Raw genomic sequence first — 15,250 nt, 5'->3', positions numbered from 1 at the left:
AGGGAGTCTATCCTTAATCAATCAGGTGATCCTCAAACAGAATTCTTCTTATCTGAAATGAAGATGATCATATAAAATGATATACAGGTAATACTTCAAGTCTTACCCGCCAACAAGGGCGCAGCAGATAAATATTTCCGCTGCGCCCTTGCTTTTTCCCGCTATTATATCAGTGGATATCTCGGAACAGACCGATCACTTTGCCGAGAATGGTTACGTGATCGGAATAAATCGGCTCCATATATTGGTTTTCCGGCTGGAGCCGGATCTGGTTCTTTTCTTTGTAAAAACGCTTGACTGTGGCGCCATCTTCCGGGCCGTCTGCGACTAAAGCAACAACAATATCTCCATTGTTGGCATTCTGCTGTTGTCTGACCAGAATTAAATCATCGTCAAAAATACCTGCATCAATCATGCTTTCACCCTGAACCTTCAGCATAAAGACCGTATCTGATTTTACCATATCATACGGAACAGGGAAGGAATCCTCAATGTTCTCAATGGCCAGGATCGGCTCACCAGCGGCAACATGTCCGACTACCGGAACGTGAACGGTCTTTCTGGTACTGTATTCATTAAAGGAATCGAGGACTTCGATGGCCCTGGGCTTCGTAGGGTCCCGTCTGATATATCCTTTTTCTTCAAGGATGTTCAGATGATTATGCACAGTCGAACTTGACGTGAGCCCAACAGCTTCGCCTATTTCACGGACCGAAGGGGGATAGCCTTTTAAGGCAATCTCCTTCTTGATATTATCCAAAATCTGCATCTGACGTGAGGATAGATCCGAAGTCATGACATCCCTCCTGATTATTTATTTTAGGTCATTATTTGGTCTAACTAGATCGTAACATAAAAATTGGAAAAAAGCAAACAAATGTTCGTAATTTTTCTTGACACGAACATCCGTTCGTACTATAATCAAAACATAAGAGAACATATGTTTGATCTAACGGAGGTTGATGATCATGATTGCAGTATCTAGATCCTATATGCGTTATAGAAGAAATTCAATTAAAATTGTATTTGTATTGGGGCTGTGCCTGATAATTATTGCTGCGCTTTTAATGTCTCTGGTGGTAAATTACCTAATTGCTGAAAATTCCAAACCTACATCATATAAAGCGATCACAATACAACAGGGGGATACGTTGTGGGAACTTGCTGCAGAATCCAACTACAGTAGTGATATCAGTGCACTGGTGGATAAAACTATGCGCTATAATAACCTACGCAGTACGTATATTGAACCAGGACAGGTGATCTATATTCCGGTTCGGTCATAATCAAGTAATTCTTACGAACTTTAATTATGTCTCTATATTTCTATATTTTAGTCTATATTTTAATATAACCTCCATATATACAACTATGGAGGTTATTGCTCTATGAAACATATTCAACAATTCCGAAAGAAAATATGGCGTGGTGCTGTCGTATTGATCATTATTGTGATGATTACCATCCCTACCATCATCATCACGCGAGCAATCGTCTATAATGAATCTAAATCAGACGCTTATAACGATCTGTCACTCCTAGCTCCTGAAGTTGTTATCCATTATCAAGAAGTAAGACTGGATTCATGGAAGGACTATGTGGCTGTTATTCAAGTTTGGAATATGACGGACAATGACCAGTCATATAAGGAGAGTATTGATCCAACAACAAATCACCTCGTTCAGCAGTTAGATAATGGAATTAACTTCAATAATCTTGACTGGTCCGGATTGAACATTGAAGCAATCAAACAAGCAAAATACTGTCGCCATTTACTTGATCAATATCTATTCTTTACGCCAGGAGAATATCAGTTCCCACTTCAAGAACCTTCGCATTATACAGATACCTTTGGTGCCGACAGGGAGGGGGGGCAGCGAAAGCATGAAGGTACTGACATTTTTAATCAAAAAGGTACACCGATATTCAGTGTATGTAATGGTACATTGGAAAGGATTGGATGGAACAGGCTTGGTGGAGAAAGGGTCGGCATAAGAGGCCAGGACGGAAACTATTATTACTATGCCCATCTAGAAAAAGTCAATGAGGCATTGCTTGTCGGGAACAGCATTTCCAAAGGAGAACTAATCGGAACAATGGGGAATACAGGTGATGCAATCACAACACCTGACCATTTACATTTCGGAATTGAACTGCCGAATGGTAAATGGATCAATCCATACTCTTGGTTAAAAGTTTGGGAATTTAACAGTCGTTTAAACAGATAGGAGATAGATCGGTATACAGCCAATCTAAGATTATTGCTACCTGTATTTTAAGATTTTTATAATTCACCAAAAAAGGTTTATTAATGGTGTAAGTGTTATTAAAAACTATTTGGGTCCGATAATAAATATTATGTTAAGTAAAATTAATTTAGGAATAGGGGTCATTCATTGGAGTTTGTGTTCAGCAATAAATCTATTGTGATTGCACTGTTCCAGTGTTTTTGATTTATGGCTTGCTTAATTATATAACTTCTATATTGTCGCTCGCATATTTTCTTCATAGCTCTTGTATTTTTTATATTTGTCTCTGCTTGTCTGCTGGCCTGTTTTACTCTTTATAATTATTGTTCTGTTTTCTTATTGTATTTGTCCAAAGATGCTTCTGAAAAACAGCCTCATATTTGCCCTGTAAGACGTTAAAATATATTGGGTAAGGTATTCGTACCTTGAAATATTTGTACGCTTATTTGAGTTAGTCAATTCCGAGGCAATTTTAGTTTTGTTACGATTTGTAACAAGATTCTGATTTAATTGCAAAGCTTAGACTTTAGTATATAGTTTGACAACGAATTTATGTTAGATTAACCTAAAGTAATTTTAATCCTCATATTTATTGAGATGCAGTCAATTATATAAATGAAAAATGAGTTATAGGATTTTTAATTAGACACTCAGTCAATAAGATTAATTATTTCATCGTTTAAAGGTCAATCAAAATATAATATTTTATAATTATAAAAGAACATATACATTTTTATTAAGAATTCCCTTTTTACTCATGTGATATATTTCACAATTTTTATTTTATAATATCTCCTTTTCATGATTTGTATATTGAAACTCAAAATTGGCAGATCTGTCCTAGATCGATGCTTTCCTCTTTATGAAACTGTGTTTGCTCATCTTCGTGGCAAGTAAGAACAAGATATCTAAACGTGGTTCTAGTTATTTACGTAAGGCTTTATACCAAGCAACAGTAGCCGGAATCAATAACCTGCCAGGCGGTCCTCACAATAAGATCCTTTATGAGTTCTACTCGAAAAATATGAATTCACGTCAAAAATTATATTTACTGGCTTGGTGGTCCTATTATATTGCCAATCAATAACATTAAAACACCAAAAAGAAGTACAATGCCAAGAGGTATTGATAGATAGACCAATAAAGAGTGTTCATTATGTTTTTTGACAGCTATTAGTCCAATGGCAGAAGCAATGATTATTGCTGAAAACATAAGATAAATGACCGTTCCAAGAAATGGACTATTAATAGGATTCGGATATTCGATCGTGTCCCCTTGTATTGAAGAAATTATACCCCCTGCTACTGCTAAAGCAATAAAAGCAATAAATAATCCTACTGACCATTTCCCAGCACGAGTTTCGGGCAAAAGTACCATTTTCATGAGATACACCTTCTTTCAAAAAGAAATATGTCCAGACAATCTCTCCATTGAATACTTACTATGTGTTAGAATTCTTAATATTCTATAATTTCCATGCATTTTCTGTATTTCCTCTAAAATACCCCCCGAAAAAAACAAAAAGTCAAGGCATTTAAATTGCCCCTCGTGTTTATATGTTATTTATTGTTAAACTGCTCCCTTGAGGCTGATGATAGTCTATTTTGTTGATCGCCTTGCCTTTATAATCACCAGCCAAAACATCCATTGCTTAAAAATAAAATTACAAGGGGTTACCACCTATGGTTGCAATCCCTTGTAAATTACTTTTAATTGTTTTTAACAATTTAACAATAATGAATCTTGAGATAATAAAGCCTTGACTGAAATAAATTTACCCTTCGGAACAATGCCCTGGACAATCCGGAGCAAACCCTTCGTTGAATAACGTCAGCTCGTTTACTAGATTGCTGGCTACCACTTGGTCCGGAGAGGAGGTTGCTAGGAAGGTATTTGCGGCTGCGATTATCGTAGTTGCAAAGTCGCAAGTTGCCCCATTTTGCACGTTAAGGTCAGCTGTAAGGAGCTGAGCATAGAGATTTTCATAAATAGGTGGAAGGCCGGGTTGTAACGGCGTGTTTCCTGACAGAACTGTGCTTGCATTTTGTGGTGTAACAGTAAAGCTAAAGCCCTGTTGATCAATTCCTAGAATGATTGAGCCACCTGCGTCCCCGATCAATTCGTTAGTGAAGTCTGGATGATTGAGGAAGAAGCCACGTGTAAAAGTGCAACCAGCTGTCCCTACACATGGCCCTGTTATTGGTGTACCGCAAATAATTGATCTTTCTACTGCACTAGCTGTCGCACTAAACGTTAAAGGAATTTGGACACAAATCCTCTGACCAACTGTGAAAGTACAAGTTCTTGTTGGTGATGGAGTCCCGGTACATGATCCAATAAATGGGTTACCAACACAGAAAGAACGAACATCTCCAACTTGAACACTTGGCGTAATCGTTACATCGGCGTCAATACACACTGTCTCATGAACAGTTACTGGACATTGAGCGACTTGATCAACTTGATCTGAACTTATATCTGCTAAGGATGCTTGTTTAGTGTTTGAGTCTTCACAACCACAAGGATTTGCCATATAATTCTTCCTTTCTTATTTTAAAGAACTTTAAACCTGACTTGAATTTCCCGTTGCAGACTTTTGATAATTGGAACGTAACTTTTACAAGTTTTAAACCATCCCTCCTTTACGTTTACTATAGAATATGTAAAAATTCCATGTTTGGGACAAAGATAACTCGTGTAATATTTAATGACTTTTACAATTGAAAAACAAAGTATAAAAGCCCCATATCCCTTGGTAAAATATCAAGCTAAGGGGATATGGGGCTTTCAGTAATAATGAACCAACTCGATATATTCTCCGTAACATACCTTTCATTTTCTTAATGCTTTTTGCGTGCAATAAACAATGCCAATGCTACCCGGACCAACATGCATGCCGATAACCGGTCCGATAGCCATGATATCTACGTTAGCTTTCAACTTATCTTTAACCAGTTGTGCAAGATCCTTTGCTTCATCCAGACAATCGATATGATGAATAATGATTTCTCCTAAACCATATTTGCTTATATTGTCCAGCAATATATTAATCATAGTTAAAACTGCCTTTTTCTTCGTTCTTACTTTTGTCACAACTGTTGTTATGCCGTTTTCCACAGTCAGAATCGGAATAATTCCAAATAAATCACCAATTAAAGCACTGGCCCCACCAATCCTGCCGCCTTTCTTGAGGTATTTGAGATTATCTGGAATGAATAAAAACCTACTCCTTTGGATATTTTCTAACGCTGCTTCTTTAACCTCCGCTAACGTCTTATTCGCTTTTGCTTCTCTTGCAGCCATAATGACCGCTAACCCTAGCTGCATGCAATTTGACCTAGAATCAATGATTTCTATCCTAGCATTTTTATGCTTCTCTAATACCATCTCTTTCGCTAATTGACCTGTTGAACATGTACCACTCATTTCTGAAGATAAAAAAATACAGCAGAGGCTATCTCCCTCCTCTATTACCGTAAGCATTTCATTATATATCTCTCCCAAAGAGGGCTGCGAAGATGTCGGAATTCCATAAGAAGCCATTTTTTGATAAAACAGATCCTTATCAATATCTACTTCTCGTAGACTGTCACTCCCAAATGAAAGGTTTAAAGATACCGTTCTAATATTGAGTTCTTCTTTAATTTCCTCACTTATATAACTTGTGCTATCAGTTAAAACCTGTACAGCCATTTGTTAATCTCACTTTCTTTATTGGCCTATTTTCTATTTCGACAATTATTTTCATTTTATCATATCGTGTTAAATACTTCTTGTCTATTATTCTTGCCCTAAAACTTTCATTATGTAACATAGCCGTTCTCAAATTGTGAATACTACATCCAGATAATTTTTCTTATCAAGGGGGTATCCAATGTTAAACCATCCTGAATTATTTGGCACGGAAAAATTGGGCCGTTTACGGAAAGTCATTCTCCATAAACCCCAGCAGTCTCTGAATTTAGTCAATCTGACAAACTATCAGGAATGTTTATTCAATTTTGTCCCGGATATTCCTCGGTATCAGTCGGAACATCAACGGTATGCGGACCTTCTGCGCGCTCAAGGAATTGAGGTGCTGGAACTCCAGGATGTTGTACAGAAGAATAAAGCTCTCCTACATTCCTTACCCAATCTACCCTATCTGAACGATACTTGCCTGATAACGAGCCAAGGAGCTATTCTTTCCAAGATGTGTCCTGGCAGCCGGGCAGGAGAAGAAACAGTTGTCGGAGAAGCTCTTGATAATCTCGGCATTCCCCTCTTTCATGCCTTTCAGGGTCAGGATCAGTTTGAAGGGTGTCTAGCAATTTCGCCTGAAATTCTTTTTCTTGCCGATACACAGCGGCATACCAGAAGAACGCTCGAAGAATTTTTCAGCAAGGTACTTCATCTCTTTCCGCAAATCATTTATGCGGAGATTCCCCAGGAAAGACGGTATATGCATCCGGATATGATTTTTGGCAGAATCAGTGAAAGCCTAGCTTTGGCCTATTTGCCGGCTTTTCTGAAGACTTATCTGATTACGGCAAAGCAACGCACAGAAATCAACGTCCAAGAATATCTTGCGTGCAGGGAAATGGAGATTATCGAACTATCCGACCAAGAACAGCAGTCCTGGGGCTGCAGTTTTGTTTCGGTCGATGCCAATATTCTCATTCATTATGATATTGCCTTAAGTCTTCAGACCCAAAATGAACTTAGCCGCAGAGGCGTAGAAATCATTCCGTTCCATCCTGAGGCCTTATTGGCTGGGGGCGGAAGTCTCCGCTGCCTGACTTTACGGGTTTGGCGGGACTCTAATCTTCAGTTAAAGACTTCTCAGCGCGTCAATCAAATTTAAGATGATGGCGACGACAACGCAAAACCCTACCGGGTAATAATGAAACAAAAACAATTTGGAGATGTGTTCCATGTATGGCACTGTTAAGTGGTTTAACTCCGAAAAGGAATATTCAATTAATTCTTTCATCACTGCATGCGTCACGAAATATCGGCACATTACATGATTCACATCGTTAAATAAAGGTTCGGAATCGAACCTCTTCGTATTGATATCTAGAAGTGACAAATAATAAAAGGTATTTTTTTAAAATTTAGGATAAGAATAATACTGTTCATCAAAAATCATAAAAAGTCATTCGAATTCTTTGAACTAAGCATTACATGTGAGGTGACATTATATGAATAAAGATTCGCGAGATTTTAGTTTTTCTTTTAAGACTCTCGGCTCCATTGCAGCCATTTTAACAGCTGGTTACGCCATAGGACATCACAAAGAACAAAAGTCCCTAATAATCCGTCGCGCAAGAAATCGAAGAATAATGCTGGCATCTTTGCCGTTAGCTTTATTAACTACCGGGCCATTAGCGCGTAAAATCGTTCAAAAAAATGTAACAAAAGCAATTACCATTTTAACAACAGATGAATACGGTAAAAATGTCATAGAGCTATGGACTGCCATTCATCGGGCCGGTGTTCAAAATATTGTTGAAAACAATTTAAGGGCAACACAAGGGACAACGATTAATAGGCCGATTGGCAGTTCAAAAAGGTTTGACGGGTTCGATAACCTTATGTTTGTTCCACCCCAAATGACGATGGTCTCTAAATCGGGCGAGACCGCAGTTGACATGAAAGTGACACTTGGCCCCAAGGCAGCCAAACCTCTTACAGTCAATATACCTCTCCTTATTTCTGGAATGGCTTATGGAATTGCTCTAAGTGAGCCCGCAAAAATAGCTTTAGCTAGGGGAGCAAAACTAGCGGGGACAGCTACAAACTCCGGTGAAGGCCCCTATCTGAAAGAAGAACGCGACGAAGCGGATAAATATATTCTGCAAATTGCCAATTGGCCGTGGGGGCTACGCACGGACCAAGAAATTGCTTCTGCGGACATGCTGGAAGTACATATTTCGCAAGGAGGGCAGAAAGGCGTCTTCTATATAGCTCCGGATGAAATTAAAGGCAAAGCACGTAAACTTATGGGTTTATCCCGCAATCAAGGTATATCGGGTCTACCTGCTCCTCCCGGTGTACAAAGTGCCGCAGATTGGCCCATATTGGTCAATAACCTGCGTAATAAGGCGAATGGAATACCCATTGCTCTGAAATTGATGGCCACGGACAAAATTGAAGAAGATTTAGGTTTAGCTGTGGATGCAGGGTTTGATGTCATTGCAGTCGACGGAACGCAAGGTGGATCTCTTGTTTCCAACCCCACCATGCAGGATGACTTTGGAATTCCCAGTCTCCATGCGTTAGTTCGCGCGGTCCGTTACTTACAAAAACGCGGAATTCGAGAACAGATAAGTCTGATTGTATCTGGCGGCTATTTTAATCCTGGAAGCTGTTTAAAAGCACTTGCGCTTGGCGCTGATGCTATTTATCTGGGTACCGTCCCCTTATATGCCTTAGCCAACAAGCAGCACAAAAAAGTAATCCCCTGGGAGCCTCCTACAGTCCTTGTTAGCTATGCATCAAAATATAACAAAAAGCTGAACATAAACTTAAGCGCTGAAAGGGTATCGAATGTCTTACGTTCTATGACGGTTGAAATGGAACAAGCCATTCGTGGTTTGGGGAAAACTTCTATCAAAGAACTAAGCCCTAGCGACTTAGTGGCGCTTGATACGTTTTCTGCTGAATTAACTGGGGTAAAAAGAGCCTATTAGTTTAATTATAAACCTAGAATTTGCTTGAATTCTTCTTTTAACTGTTTCTTAAACTGTAGATTCGGCTTTACGGTTACCTTATTTTCGCGCAATTGAGGCAGAATCTTGAGGAACCCGTAGTCTTCTTTTTCAACTGTTTCGATCATTTCCTTTACCTTATAAGATTTTCGCATATTCATCAATCCCCTCTCCCTCTTAAAGATTTAGTTCACGATTAATGATCAATTCCTTGAGAGCTTCGTTGTTATGACAAATGTTGTTCCAAATACTATCGATGATCATAGCATCAATCTGCTGAAACAGATATTTTTCGCTTTGAACATAGATGATGGCGCATACTTCACTTTTAAAGAATAAAGGAACAACCATAATTGATGCATCGTCGCTGATCCTAAAGTCTTTATTAATAATTGATTCCTGAGCCAGCTCCTTTAATGTGGCTCTATTCACAATCGGTACTTTTTTATATGAGGCAATCTCTTCAGAGACAATCAGATAATCGGAATGCGTCTTTCTAATATTATATAGTTTAAATTGGATATTGATTACCTTTGTGATACTTTTAATAAAATAGGGATCATTAATTTCTTTGCCAATGTTTTTGATATCTTTAATCATTTCAATGACCGATGCGTTGTTTAAGATTCTTAATATCCCCATCAAGGCGACACTGATTTCATTCAACATGGCATTTTTTATAACGGAAGACTCAGACAATATAGCCTCCATACTAAGCTCACCGTAAGGTGTTTTAACGCCAATTGTTTTAAAACTTAGAAACGGCAGCTTAATCATTAACAACCATAATAAAATATATAGGACGATTCTCATCCCTTGAAATACGGGTGCTTGAAGAATTTGAGCAAAGACACCTAAATGATCTGTATTTATCCCTACAAGATTGCCTAGAAATAACTCCTCACAGAAATAAAAGCCAATAAATATTGCGATAAGTGCGATAAATATTCCCCATATTTGTCTGGCATTTAACTGTTTTACCTGATAAAGTGTTTTAGACAAAAACGTTTCAAATGTGCCGAAGCATATTATGATCACTGCTCCTAAAATGGTTCCTAAAGCAGTACCACAAGCTATCCCTATTAAGATTCCGTATTTTGCAATCATATTATTGCCCTCACTTTTATCCGATTACAACACCAGTACCAATATATGGAAATGTATAGTCAAAAATTACTCCTTGTGGAATATTGGAAATAATTTCTAATATACAAATATATAAACAGCTCCTTCCAGGCAGTATCCTTAACAGGATCACTTCAGAAAGGAGCTGTTGTCCTATACATTCACTTACAAAATGTACAATAACTGTGTTTTATTTGGTTTTATCAAATTCTGTCAGTTTCTGAGCAAAATCACCATAAAATCTATACAGCGGATGTGTTGGACTAGCCGGCAGCTCCCCGCTTTCATCATATGCTAAGGTAGAAACCATCAGCGAAGCTGCAGCTACAGCAGGCAGTACGCTTGGCGCCCCTTTGATCGGCCCATAAAATAGGAAATCGCTCCACAGGACGGCCGATACTGCATGCACTGCAGCATTTATGGCGGAAAAGCCTTCCCCACCCCACATTTCCCGGCTTTCTTTCCACATATACGTCCCATTAGCAGGGGCTGATCCAACCGGCCAGCCGGTTTCCGCTTTGATTTGTTTACCTGCCAGGGCTGAAAAAGAAATAGACGGAAGATTCATTACGGTCGTATCGATTAAGACTGAGGAAAAATCTTTTGCTCCAATGGCTGTCAGCATTTCACGGCATGCCTGTACCCTGCCGGAAGGAGTCTGGTTCGTTTCATCGAAGACCTGCAGGACCACGTGTTTGATTCCCAATTCTTTTAATACCGCTGCCTGGCCGATCATGTCTTTATCCCAAGGTGTAATGCTGTTATATAAAATTTTGTCCTGAATACCAAGGCTGGCAGCATATTCTGCCGTATCAAGACGCGCTTTTTCGCCCCAAATGTCAATAGCAAAAGGGCGGTTGCTGATTGTAAGGTAAAAATCAATATATTCCTTCATCTCATCTGCGGAAACCGCTGTCATAGCGACTATGGCAGGTATCCCTGTCTGATCGGACAGCTCTTCCTGCCTGAGAATGTATAAACGGGCTTTTTCACGATCAAATTTCCTGTCACGGCGGCTTTCTAGAATACGGTCTCCGTTATGAAATATTGAGGATATAAGCAGAGGCGGATTATCTCCAGGTTGGCCACCGATAATCATGTCACAGATACGGCAAACTTTTGGTGTTAAGTCATATTTAAACATTTTTTCTCCAATATCTCTTTGGATGATTTAGCAATCGTATTATACCATATATTATTGTAAATAACCATTATTTAACAGCAATTGCCAGATTGAGCGATTATTAAAAATTAATTTGACTTGACTTTATTTATGATTTTCGTTATCTTAATAGAAGTTGAATATATGTATACAATCTTAGGTGCCCCACTAAGGGGAGAATAGGAAAATCGGTCTAATCCGATACGGACCCACCACTGTATAGACGAGTCCCCGCTGATCCACTGGCGTATGCTGGGAAGGTGCGTTCAGGACGTTTGAGTCTGAGTCAGGAGGCCTGCCTAAGAGGTAAAAGTCTTTCCTGGGTAATGGAAAGCGGCGGTGATGACGGCAAAATCCCGACCACAAGAAAATTTGTGGTGGGGTTTTATTTTTTATCGGCTACGGATGGCCTAACAAATAATTTTATTTAATTGGAGGTTTTTTAAATGAGCAGCCTTACAAAATTTCATGGTTTGGAAAATCTGAAAAATGCGACTGGGCAGGAACTTGAAACTGCGTTACAAGAACTGATGGGCGGAATCAAAGCGCTCGATCAGGAAGCTTTGGCAGGTATGAAAAGCCGTGTAGATGCGAAAATTAAGCCCCTCGGAAGCTTAGGTGTCTTAGAGGATATTGCACAACAGCTCGCAGGCATATTTGGCACTACACACCCCCAAATCAATAAAAAAGCAGTCCTGCTTATGGCCGGAGATCATGGTGTTGTCGTCGAAGGCGTCAGTGCTGCACCTCAGGAAATCACGAAACAAATGTTCTATAGTTACCTAAATGGCGGTGCAGGCATCAATGTCCTCGCCCGGAACGCCGGAGCAGATGTTATTTGTACGGATATCGGCATTGCCACCCCATTCGACGCTCCTGAACTTATGGCCTACCGGGTTAAAAACGGAACAGACAATATGGCGAAAGGACCGGCAATGACCCGTCAAGAGGCCATACTTGCAATACTGACTGGTGCAAGGATTGCCGCCAATGCGATTGACTCTGGTGTTAATCTGTTAGCAACAGGTGAAGTCGGTATTGGCAATACAACACCGAGCGCTGCCTTAATCTCTGTGTTTACCGGTCACTCTGTTGAGGATGTTACTGGCCGCGGAACGGGCTTAAAAGATGATGCCCTGATTAATAAGCAAAACGTGATTAAATGCGCAATCGAAATTAATCAGTGTGACCCTGCCTCGCCGATTGATACCCTGGCTAAAATTGGTGGACTCGAAATTGCTGCGCTCGTTGGAGCAATCCTCGAAGCTTCCTATCAACATGTACCGATTATCCTCGATGGCATCATTTCATCTGCTGCAGCAATAACCGCAGCAAAACTGGCACCCCTATCCACTTCCTATATGATTGCTTCTCATAGTTCAGAAGAGCTTGGACAGCATCTAGCTCTTCATCAGCTTGGGCTCAAACCTAGACTTGACTTCCATATGAGACTTGGAGAAGGCACAGGTGCCGCCTTGATGTTCCCGATGGTCGAGGCAGCCCTTAAAGTCGCTGATGAAATGGCCACATTTGAACAAGCTGCAGTTACCACTGGAGACTTCTAAAATCTGCAAAGAAAGATAAAAAAGACATGTAGGGCATAATCCGTTCATGTCTTTTTTGCATATTCATCGATATTCAATAAGCCTTTCATTTTTCTTTTGTTCAAGATTATATTTTAAATCTGCGACACGCTGGACATAACCATCAGGATCATATAAGCCGCCGTCTTCTACCATCTTAAGAATGTCTTCAAGGCCGTAGTGATTAGATAACAGCATCAGATCAAAGACAAACTCATCGGCATAGCCTTGATCAACCCAGTAATTTCTGTAATATGCCAACTTCTCTATGTCTGACTTTGCAGTAGTGATTTGGATATTATTAATTCCTTCGGCTCGATAAACTGCCAAAACCAATTCATACGACAAATCATTTTCTTTACAAAGATTAAAGATAATGCCCTGGGGGTCATTCGGCAAAATGACATAAATCACGGAAATCTCCTGCGCAGTAGCAGACATTCCTTCTGCTTGTTGAACGGAGTGAGAGCAAACATATACAAGGATAACAATAGGAATGATAACGAATAAGCTACGACTAAAACCTTTTCTAACAAACATGATGCCCACCCCTTGCTTATTAAATTTTCTAGTTATTCAGAATACTAAAGCCCCTTTCAAGAATCAAGACCTTAAAATATAAATTAGTGTGTATTAGACAATATTCTTAATATTCTGATATTATTATATCATAAATATTTTGTCCGATATATATCATTATCTTAGGATCAATATTTATTTTATAGCTATATGTTTCTTTTTGATAATATATGCTGTCTGTTAAAAACTAATAAATATTTTCTAAAAATGACAGTATTCTCTAATATTTTCTATTAATGAGCTGGTTAAAAAATCTGCATAATGATACAATATTTTTATAATTCGCAGACTATCTGTAGATAAAAATTTAATAAAGGGTGTAAGAATGGACATTTTTTTAATTATTGGAATCGTTGTAGGCGCTCTTGCCGTAGTCGTAGGCATGATTGTCAAAGGAGCCAATGTAGCTGTGCTGTTGAATCCAGCTGCGGCCATTATTATTCTGATCGGGACAACTGCAGCCGTGATGAACTCATTCCCAAGAAAAGAATTCTTGAACATTCCGAAAGTATTAGCTGCCCTTTTTCGAGAAAAACAACCGTATGATGCGGTGTCGTTGATTGAACTTATCACCGATATGGCGATGACAGCCCGTAAAGACGGCTTATTGTCCCTTGAACAGACGATTATGGAAATTGAAGACCGTTATTTGCAAAAAGGGCTAAGCCTGGTAGTTGACGGATTGGAGCATGACTATATTCAAGAAATTATGGAAATGGAAATTGATAATATGGAGGACCGTCACCGTGCCAATGCCTCGATATTTTCCGCGGCAGGCAGCTATGCTCCGACGCTGGGAGTATTAGGTGCGGTCGTAGGACTAATCGGAGCGCTCGGTAATTTAAATGATACGGAAAAACTTGGCCATATGATTGCCGCTGCATTCGTCGCGACATTGTTTGGTATTTTTCTCGGCTATGTTGTCTGTCACCCAATCGCTTCCCGCTTAAAAAGAAAATCTGCTGCCGAAACTAAGAATATGCGCATTATTGTCGAAGGAGTTCTGGCCCTTCAGGCCGGAGAGAACCCTAGCAGCATTAAAGTAAGATTGACTGGCATGCTCGATCCAAAAGAAAGAAAAATCCTAGAGGAAAAGGAAAAAAATAAACAAGGCAGCGGTGAATAAGGATGTCGAAGAAAAAGCAACACCATGAAGAACATGTTGATGAATCCTGGCTGCTGCCGTATTCCGACCTGCTGACGCTTCTGCTTGCACTTTTTATCGTTATGTTTGCCATAAGTCAAGTCGATAAAGTAAAACTGCAGCAGTTGAGCGAGTCTTTTAAGGAAATTTTTGCAGGTGGTGCCAGCTTTTTAGAAAAGGAAAGCGACCAAGTGGTAGAACTTGAGCCATCCAGTTCTGAGGATGTTTTTGCTTCTGAGCTTGAACAAGATAAGATGGCAGATATAAAAAAACAACTTGAAAAGGAAATCTATGAAAGCGGTTATTATAATAACGTCAAAGTAAATCTGGATAAGGAAGGTTTGCAGATCGTTATTCAGGATGTGATGCTTTTTGCGTCGGGTGATGCGGAAATCCTCGATGCGTTCTCCCCTCTCCTTCTGCAGATCGGGAAAATGCTAAATGATATGGATAACGATATAAAAGTCGTAGGCCACACGGACGACCGTCCCATCCATACTGAGAAGTTTCGTTCCAACTGGGAATTAAGCGTGATTCGTGCAATTAACGTCATGAATTTTCTGGTTAATCAGGGCGGACTGAATCCTGAAAGATTTTCAGTTCAGGGCTACGGGCAGTACTCCCCTATTTCCGATAATACGGTTGAGGAAGGCCGGGCAGAAAACAGGCGCGTTGAGATCTTCCTGCTTCGTAAGTATCCCGTTGCAGAATAATA

Annotated in this window: 16 protein-coding genes and 1 riboswitch; of the genes, 8 read left to right on the top strand and 8 right to left on the bottom strand. The window is 39.6% G+C overall.

Features of this window, described 5'->3' with window-relative positions; all coding sequences use genetic code 11:
• Positions 1 to 169 precede the first annotated feature (169 nt).
• Positions 170 to 796, bottom strand: a complete 627-nt coding sequence (lexA, locus tag A7K50_RS06685; RefSeq protein ID WP_020492519.1) for a transcriptional repressor LexA — start codon at positions 794 to 796, stop codon at positions 170 to 172.
• Positions 797 to 968: 172 nt separating this feature from the next.
• Here lexA and A7K50_RS06680 point away from each other — a divergent pair, with 172 nt between their 5' ends.
• From A7K50_RS06680 to A7K50_RS14525, 3 genes are all read left to right on the top strand, one after another.
• On the top strand, positions 969 to 1,286 hold the full coding sequence (locus A7K50_RS06680; RefSeq protein ID WP_158582041.1) for a LysM peptidoglycan-binding domain-containing protein: 318 nt from the start codon (positions 969 to 971) through the stop codon (positions 1,284 to 1,286).
• A 102-nt stretch (positions 1,287 to 1,388) separates the two neighbouring features.
• Entirely contained in the window at positions 1,389 to 2,228 is an 840-nt protein-coding gene (locus tag A7K50_RS06675; protein ID WP_119775116.1) for a M23 family metallopeptidase, read from the top strand.
• 883 nt (positions 2,229 to 3,111) lie between these two features.
• Entirely contained in the window at positions 3,112 to 3,336 is a 225-nt protein-coding gene (locus tag A7K50_RS14525; protein ID WP_119775115.1) for a transposase, read from the top strand.
• On the opposite strand, the gene A7K50_RS06665 is transcribed toward A7K50_RS14525, so the two are convergent.
• The 3 genes from A7K50_RS06665 to A7K50_RS06655 all read right to left on the bottom strand — a co-directional run bounded on the left by A7K50_RS06665 (position 3,298) and on the right by A7K50_RS06655 (position 5,943).
• Positions 3,298 to 3,633: a hypothetical protein gene (locus tag A7K50_RS06665; RefSeq protein WP_119775114.1), complete on the bottom strand. Its 336-nt coding sequence runs from the start codon at positions 3,631 to 3,633 to the stop codon at positions 3,298 to 3,300. The two genes, A7K50_RS14525 and A7K50_RS06665, sit on opposite strands and share 39 nt — an antisense overlap.
• A gap of 391 nt (positions 3,634 to 4,024) precedes the next feature.
• The gene (locus A7K50_RS06660) at positions 4,025 to 4,783 is read right to left on the bottom strand and encodes a hypothetical protein (protein WP_119775113.1); all 759 of its coding nucleotides are present in this window, start codon (positions 4,781 to 4,783) and stop codon (positions 4,025 to 4,027) included.
• Positions 4,784 to 5,082: 299 nt separating this feature from the next.
• Positions 5,083 to 5,943: a DegV family protein gene (locus A7K50_RS06655; RefSeq protein ID WP_119775112.1), complete on the bottom strand. Its 861-nt coding sequence runs from the start codon at positions 5,941 to 5,943 to the stop codon at positions 5,083 to 5,085.
• A 181-nt stretch (positions 5,944 to 6,124) separates the two neighbouring features.
• On the opposite strand from A7K50_RS06655, the gene A7K50_RS06650 reads away from it, so the two are divergent.
• Positions 6,125 to 7,093 (top strand): arginine deiminase family protein, encoded by a 969-nt coding sequence (locus tag A7K50_RS06650; protein ID WP_119775111.1) that lies wholly within the window; start codon positions 6,125 to 6,127, stop codon positions 7,091 to 7,093.
• Between the two features lie 340 nt (positions 7,094 to 7,433).
• A complete protein-coding gene (locus A7K50_RS06645) occupies positions 7,434 to 8,924 on the top strand; it encodes an FMN-binding glutamate synthase family protein (RefSeq protein ID WP_119775110.1) in 1,491 nt (496 codons plus the stop codon).
• A 5-nt stretch (positions 8,925 to 8,929) separates the two neighbouring features.
• Here A7K50_RS06645 and A7K50_RS14165 read toward each other — a convergent pair whose 3' ends face one another.
• The 3 genes from A7K50_RS14165 to A7K50_RS06635 form a co-directional block, all read right to left on the bottom strand.
• Positions 8,930 to 9,103: a hypothetical protein gene (locus tag A7K50_RS14165; RefSeq protein WP_165904935.1), complete on the bottom strand. Its 174-nt coding sequence runs from the start codon at positions 9,101 to 9,103 to the stop codon at positions 8,930 to 8,932.
• A 16-nt stretch (positions 9,104 to 9,119) separates the two neighbouring features.
• Positions 9,120 to 10,049, bottom strand: a complete 930-nt coding sequence (locus A7K50_RS06640) for a hypothetical protein (protein ID WP_243103669.1) — start codon at positions 10,047 to 10,049, stop codon at positions 9,120 to 9,122.
• A 208-nt stretch (positions 10,050 to 10,257) separates the two neighbouring features.
• On the bottom strand, positions 10,258 to 11,211 hold the full coding sequence (locus A7K50_RS06635; RefSeq protein ID WP_119775109.1) for a tetrahydromethanopterin S-methyltransferase subunit H: 954 nt from the start codon (positions 11,209 to 11,211) through the stop codon (positions 10,258 to 10,260).
• A 159-nt stretch (positions 11,212 to 11,370) separates the two neighbouring features.
• A riboswitch (cobalamin riboswitch) is annotated at positions 11,371 to 11,547 on the top strand.
• A 128-nt stretch (positions 11,548 to 11,675) separates the two neighbouring features.
• Between A7K50_RS06635 and cobT the strand changes: the two genes are divergently transcribed.
• On the top strand, positions 11,676 to 12,794 hold the full coding sequence (gene cobT / locus A7K50_RS06630; protein WP_119775108.1) for a nicotinate-nucleotide--dimethylbenzimidazole phosphoribosyltransferase: 1,119 nt from the start codon (positions 11,676 to 11,678) through the stop codon (positions 12,792 to 12,794).
• Positions 12,795 to 12,857: 63 nt separating this feature from the next.
• Here the strand turns inward: cobT and A7K50_RS06625 are convergent, their stop codons facing one another.
• Complete coding sequence (locus tag A7K50_RS06625) at positions 12,858 to 13,352, bottom strand: hypothetical protein (RefSeq protein ID WP_165904936.1); 495 nt, start codon at positions 13,350 to 13,352, stop codon at positions 12,858 to 12,860.
• 364 nt (positions 13,353 to 13,716) lie between these two features.
• Between A7K50_RS06625 and motA the strand changes: the two genes are divergently transcribed.
• The gene (motA, locus tag A7K50_RS06620) at positions 13,717 to 14,517 is read left to right on the top strand and encodes a flagellar motor stator protein MotA (RefSeq protein WP_119775107.1); all 801 of its coding nucleotides are present in this window, start codon (positions 13,717 to 13,719) and stop codon (positions 14,515 to 14,517) included.
• A gap of 2 nt (positions 14,518 to 14,519) precedes the next feature.
• Entirely contained in the window at positions 14,520 to 15,248 is a 729-nt protein-coding gene (locus tag A7K50_RS06615; RefSeq protein ID WP_119775106.1) for a flagellar motor protein MotB, read from the top strand.
• Positions 15,249 to 15,250: the final 2 nt, after the last annotated feature.

The organism is Dehalobacter sp. MCB1, assembly GCF_003590275.1.
Taxonomy (GTDB): Bacteria; Bacillota; Desulfitobacteriia; order Desulfitobacteriales; family Syntrophobotulaceae; genus Dehalobacter.
Note: the sequence above shows the minus strand (reverse complement) of the source record. Positions and strands in the feature narration are given on the sequence as shown.

Excerpts from the sequence above, each read along its gene's own strand:
- A7K50_RS06640 (WP_243103669.1), bottom strand. The coding sequence starts at position 10,049 with ATGATTGCAAAATACGGAATCTTAATAGGGATAGCTTGTGGTACTGCT.
- cobT (WP_119775108.1), top strand. The coding sequence starts at position 11,676 with ATGAGCAGCCTTACAAAATTTCATGGTTTGGAAAATCTGAAAAATGCG.
- A7K50_RS06625 (WP_165904936.1), bottom strand. The coding sequence starts at position 13,352 with ATGTTTGTTAGAAAAGGTTTTAGTCGTAGCTTATTCGTTATCATTCCT.
- A7K50_RS06660 (WP_119775113.1), bottom strand. The coding sequence starts at position 4,783 with ATGGCAAATCCTTGTGGTTGTGAAGACTCAAACACTAAACAAGCATCC.
- A7K50_RS14165 (WP_165904935.1), bottom strand. The coding sequence starts at position 9,103 with ATGAATATGCGAAAATCTTATAAGGTAAAGGAAATGATCGAAACAGTT.
- A7K50_RS14525 (WP_119775115.1), top strand. The coding sequence starts at position 3,112 with ATGAAACTGTGTTTGCTCATCTTCGTGGCAAGTAAGAACAAGATATCT.
- A7K50_RS06665 (WP_119775114.1), bottom strand. The coding sequence starts at position 3,633 with ATGAAAATGGTACTTTTGCCCGAAACTCGTGCTGGGAAATGGTCAGTA.
- A7K50_RS06645 (WP_119775110.1), top strand. The coding sequence starts at position 7,434 with ATGAATAAAGATTCGCGAGATTTTAGTTTTTCTTTTAAGACTCTCGGC.
- A7K50_RS06615 (WP_119775106.1), top strand. The coding sequence starts at position 14,520 with ATGTCGAAGAAAAAGCAACACCATGAAGAACATGTTGATGAATCCTGG.
- lexA (WP_020492519.1), bottom strand. The coding sequence starts at position 796 with ATGACTTCGGATCTATCCTCACGTCAGATGCAGATTTTGGATAATATC.
- A7K50_RS06650 (WP_119775111.1), top strand. The coding sequence starts at position 6,125 with ATGTTAAACCATCCTGAATTATTTGGCACGGAAAAATTGGGCCGTTTA.
- A7K50_RS06655 (WP_119775112.1), bottom strand. The coding sequence starts at position 5,943 with ATGGCTGTACAGGTTTTAACTGATAGCACAAGTTATATAAGTGAGGAA.
- A7K50_RS06680 (WP_158582041.1), top strand. The coding sequence starts at position 969 with ATGATTGCAGTATCTAGATCCTATATGCGTTATAGAAGAAATTCAATT.
- A7K50_RS06635 (WP_119775109.1), bottom strand. The coding sequence starts at position 11,211 with ATGTTTAAATATGACTTAACACCAAAAGTTTGCCGTATCTGTGACATG.
- motA (WP_119775107.1), top strand. The coding sequence starts at position 13,717 with ATGGACATTTTTTTAATTATTGGAATCGTTGTAGGCGCTCTTGCCGTA.
- A7K50_RS06675 (WP_119775116.1), top strand. The coding sequence starts at position 1,389 with ATGAAACATATTCAACAATTCCGAAAGAAAATATGGCGTGGTGCTGTC.